The organism is Pedobacter sp., from assembly GCF_035566355.1.
Lineage (GTDB): Bacteria > Bacteroidota > Bacteroidia > Sphingobacteriales > Sphingobacteriaceae > Pedobacter.
This window is the reverse complement of record NZ_DATMRL010000481.1, coordinates 1-4,435: the sequence shown is the minus strand read 5'-3', so window position 1 is coordinate 4,435 and position 4,435 is coordinate 1. Positions and strand designations below refer to the sequence as shown.

Below are 4,435 nucleotides of genomic sequence, written 5' to 3'. Positions count from 1 at the left end.
AACACGACCATCAGGCGAACCAACCGTACAACTGCCACTCACCAACCGCCAGAACTGCGAATTTTCGTCCTTGATAATATCCAATCCCCAGGGAGCAGCCAAAGGGATTTTGTTATAGACAACGCTTTTGAGCCGAGTTGCCTCTAATACACTGCTTAATGCGTCCATTGTTGTAGATTGATACGATTGAGCAAATATACAACACTTATCAATGCTTTTAGTATTTATGACCGTCTTACCTTTGTAGTATAAATCAGAAATAAAATGACAACACAAGAATTAGCCGATCGTTACTACGAACTTTTTAAAGCAAGACAGGTACCGGAAATCTATCAGCAGTTATACAGCGCGGACATTGTTTGTACCGAACCGGAACATGCCCTGGCCATGGGGGTGCCCACTATAACGAAGGGTATTGAAGCGGTTTTAGCGAAATCGAAAGCCAGGCAGGAAACTATAGCAGAAGTACACCGCTTTTTCAGCAGCGAACCCGTGGTTGGGGGCGATTATTTCAGCCTGGCAATGGGCAGAGATATGACCCTGAAAAATGGACAGCGGCTACAATTAGCGGAAATCGCGGTCTTTGGGGTGAAAGATGATAAGATCATCACCGAGACCTTTTTCTATTAATCCAATTATCCTTGCAAGTATCCGGCTGTGGGCCAATTCCCACAGCCGGAATGGTCAGTATTGTAAGGCCAGCTATGTCTGATATCAAAGTGACCATCTATGAACAAGCGGGAGAGATGATCTGGTAATACTCATAATCCATTTTTGGTTCTTCCTGAAGGGCAGGTGAGGGGTTTCGGGTTCAGGAAGACTCGCAAAGGGCAGACCTAAAAATTCTAAATATCAGGAAGCCAGCCGTACTTACTTATGTGAATTTTATGCATTACAGCATATAAATATACATGTAAATAAAAATATCATATAAATCTTATAAATATTTGATATATTGATAAATTTGAAATTTAACTAAATGATTTACTTTGTTTAAAAGTCCGTTTATTCTCAAGTCTAATTCAAACTATTATCGTTCCGAATTGTTGTATTTATAATTAAAACATGAACTATGGAAAACAGGGAAAATGAAAACGAAGAGAATAAATCTGAAGACCGTATCATTCTGAACGATGATGCGAAATTCGAAAATGAATCTGTTGACCCGGGCTTTGAACAAAGTCTGGATACTGGGTTAAATCCAGAGGAAAGCAGAGATCGTGCACAAAACAGTAAGCCCAAAGAAAAGCTGGAAGACCAGAAAGCCGAATCGGATAATGGCTCTGAAGATGACGCATTAAATTATAAAAATGACAGGGAGAATGGCGCCTATAACCCAAAGAATATTTAGAAAAGGGTATACGTTTCTATTTATGAGCAGAGATGATCAGGGCGGCGTAATTAAGCTTCGCCTCACCGGCTTTGTTTTTAGCCCGAAAAGATTTCTCTGTCTGCTGTCGGACCATCTTCCGGGTCTCTTCATCTGCAGCCGACATAGTTGCAACAATAGGAGCGGCTACATCCATCATAATTTCCCAATATCGTTCAAAGCTTTCATAATCAACCTTAGAACTTATACGCTGAATGCTGATGTCCTTAAATCCAGTTAATGAAAAGAGTTCCTCCATCTTTCTGGCTGGTGTGCAACGAAACATTCCCGGGGATCCGGGTAATGGTGGAGGTAATGTAATGTGTTTTTTGATGGCATCCATAATCGTAGTCACCCAATCGTTTTGATCCGGTTCATCCCATACGCTCAGAGAGATGCGGCCTTCCGGCTTTAGAACCCGGTATAACTGGGTTGCAGCCATTTCCATCGAGGGGAAGAACATAAAGCCCATGCGGCAGCTAATCGCATCAAAGCTTTCCGTTTTAAACGTAAGATCACCAGCATCTGTTGCACGCGTTTCGTAATTTTTTATTTTTCTTTTCTGGGCATTGGAATGGGCAATCAGCAGCATATCTTCCGACAGATCTATCCCGGTGACTTTTCCATGTGGCAGTTTCGCTGCAATAGTCAGACCAGGTTCGCCTGTTCCAGTGGCAACATCCAGTACGTGTTCATTTCCTTTCAGATGAAGGTTTCCAATGATGGCTTCGCCCATTGGCCTAAGAAATTCCATGTTAAATGTATCCCATTTTTTCCAGCCTGGAGAAAATGTATTCCATGACTGTTTTTGTTGTTCACGGATTTGTTCTATTTGGCGCTCACTTTCCATATGGTTCAGCTCAGAATATAAATTTACTCATTAGCCGTTTAAATTTAATGGTTAATGAGTTTGTTGTGATCTGAATATAGAAAATTGTATCGTTTGGGTTACACAATAAGGTATTCTCCAAATCATCAATCATGGTTCAATAAGATAACGCTAATTTAGAGCGCTGCGCTGTTCTGGATCTCTTCCTGTGTCATTGGCGTATACACAGGATAGTCCTCAATGGATGGGTATTCTAAATAAATCGACATATCTTTAGGTATTATTATTTCCTAATATAAGCAATAAAAAGAGCAATTTGTTTAGATTGAAGGTAAAAATGTTATTGCAGGATCATTATGTTCTTTTGTCAGAATTTATTAACTTGTATCAAACATCTATAATTTAACCTGCTATGAAAACAACTCAATACTTTAGCCTTGCTTTATGCCTGCTGTCTTTAAACGCCTGTCATCTTTTTAAAAAAGAATCCGCACAGCAAACCTCTGATGATATGAAGCAGACCAATGTAATTACTGACCGTAAATGGAAACTGGTTGAACTCCAGGGCCAACCGGTTGCAGATAAAATAAATGGTAAAGAACCGTTTATCTTATTGCAGAAAAAAGATAACCGTTATTCAGCTTCAGGAGGCTGTAATGGAATGGGGGGAACGTTTACCTTACAAGACCATGGAAGAATAAAATTCTCTCAGCCTATATCCACTATGATGGCCTGTGAAAATATGGATATTGAACACGGCTTAAGTCAAGCTCTGATTACCGCAGACAATTACAGCCTTAACGGAGATGATTTATCATTAAATAAGGCGAGAATGGCTCCCTTAGCCCGTTTTAAGGCCGTTAAATAGAAAGATCAATAAAAATTTGTATACCGGTTTCTGTGTTGGTACATTAAAGTTTAGCTAAGTTTAAGCAAACGGTTGCGCAGGCTTGCAGTTGTTGCTGCGCTGATTTATTCTTAAAATAGCTCTACAAAATAACCACATATGAACATGAAAACAACATTTTATCGTTTGGCCTTGCTGGTCATGATCGGCTTCCAGACGAATCTAACCATTGCCCAGGAAATTAAGGTCATGACCTATAATATTTATCATGGCGAAAAGAACTATGATAACGGAAAAAGCAATCTGAAAGATATTGCACGGGTCATCAATGAATACAAACCTGATTTTGTAGCCATGCAGGAAGTGGACAGTATGACCAACAGAACTGCTGGCTTTAATGGTGGAGTCCCCAAAGATTTAGTGGCTGAACTAGCTAAACTGACAGGAATGCATGGTTTTTTTGGAAAAGCAATGGATTACAGCAACGGTGGATATGGAGAAGGGTTGCTTTCCAGACATCCGGCTGTTTTGAAAGTCTATCACCTTCCTACGCCGGCAGGCGGTGAGGGGAGAGCAATGATCACGGTGAATTCCACACTCCCTAACGGAAAGAAGATCGTATTTGGAGGAACTCATCTTTGTCATGAATTTGAAAAGAACAGGGTAGCACAGACTGAAAAAATCGTCGAATTGCTTGCCGCTTCAAATCTACCAGTTATTCTTGGCGGAGACTTTAACATTACACCTGATACCCAACCATATCAGATTCTTACTGCAAAACTTCAGGATGCGGCTGTGGCATATGGCGAGCCTGCACTTACTTTTCCATTCGATAAGCCGAGTGAGAGAATAGACTATGTTTTTCTAAGCAAAGGCAAGTCGTGGAAAGTGACGGATGTAAAAGTGATTAAATCGGATGCTTCTGATCATATGCCATTGCTAGTTACCTTAAAATTAAACTAAGCGATTAGGAATGGCATACATCGATCGTTCCTGATGTTTTTTAGTATTTCGTCTAATTTTCTAGACGAAATACTTGTTTGTCTAAAAAGATAGACGTAGATTGCATGATATAAACCCATCATGTATGAAACCCTTTCTAATTATCGCAAGCTTATGTAGTCTGACTTTATCTGTCTTCAGTCAGCAAAGAATATCCATCAACTCACAGAATTCAAACTCATCAGAAAAGAAAGCTATTGACAAAGCCTCTCTTCGGTGTGTTTACCAGTTTAGTAAAAAGAAACCAGGCGCCGGCCAGCCTTATCGTTCTGATCAGATGGTTCTGGAAATAGGCGAGCGTTTCTCTAAATTCTATGATCCGGCAAGGCAGCAAAGAGATTCCCTGCTCAATGACCGGATGAAACATACCGATCCATCTACGATCAAA

The 4,435-nt window shown here is 40.3% G+C and carries 7 protein-coding genes; 5 read left to right on the top strand and 2 right to left on the bottom strand.

Annotated elements, in window-relative coordinates; genetic code table 11:
- A partial coding sequence (locus VNZ46_RS29405) for a cupin domain-containing protein (protein WP_414693506.1) occupies positions 1-168 on the bottom strand: 168 nt, incomplete at its 3' end.
- Between the two features lie 96 nt (positions 169-264).
- Here VNZ46_RS29405 and VNZ46_RS18765 point away from each other — a divergent pair.
- On the top strand, positions 265-630 hold the full coding sequence (locus VNZ46_RS18765) for a nuclear transport factor 2 family protein (RefSeq protein ID WP_325561557.1): 366 nt from the start codon (positions 265-267) through the stop codon (positions 628-630).
- 442 nt (positions 631-1,072) lie between these two features.
- Positions 1,073-1,351, top strand: coding sequence for a hypothetical protein (locus VNZ46_RS18760; protein ID WP_325561556.1), 279 nt, complete (start codon positions 1,073-1,075; stop codon positions 1,349-1,351).
- Positions 1,352-1,367: 16 nt separating this feature from the next.
- On the opposite strand, the gene VNZ46_RS18755 is transcribed toward VNZ46_RS18760, so the two are convergent.
- Positions 1,368-2,219 (bottom strand): class I SAM-dependent methyltransferase, encoded by an 852-nt coding sequence (locus VNZ46_RS18755; protein ID WP_325561555.1) that lies wholly within the window; start codon positions 2,217-2,219, stop codon positions 1,368-1,370.
- A 391-nt stretch (positions 2,220-2,610) separates the two neighbouring features.
- Between VNZ46_RS18755 and VNZ46_RS18750 the strand changes: the two genes are divergently transcribed.
- From VNZ46_RS18750 to VNZ46_RS18740, 3 genes are all read left to right on the top strand, one after another.
- Positions 2,611-3,066: an META domain-containing protein gene (locus VNZ46_RS18750; RefSeq protein ID WP_325561554.1), complete on the top strand. Its 456-nt coding sequence runs from the start codon at positions 2,611-2,613 to the stop codon at positions 3,064-3,066.
- 144 nt (positions 3,067-3,210) lie between these two features.
- Positions 3,211-4,008 carry an endonuclease/exonuclease/phosphatase family protein gene (locus tag VNZ46_RS18745; protein ID WP_325561553.1) on the top strand — a complete coding sequence of 266 codons (798 nt, stop codon included), beginning with the start codon at positions 3,211-3,213 and terminating at the stop codon, positions 4,006-4,008.
- Positions 4,009-4,132: 124 nt separating this feature from the next.
- Positions 4,133-4,435: hypothetical protein (locus tag VNZ46_RS18740; RefSeq protein WP_325561552.1), on the top strand; the 303-nt coding region annotated here is incomplete at its 3' end.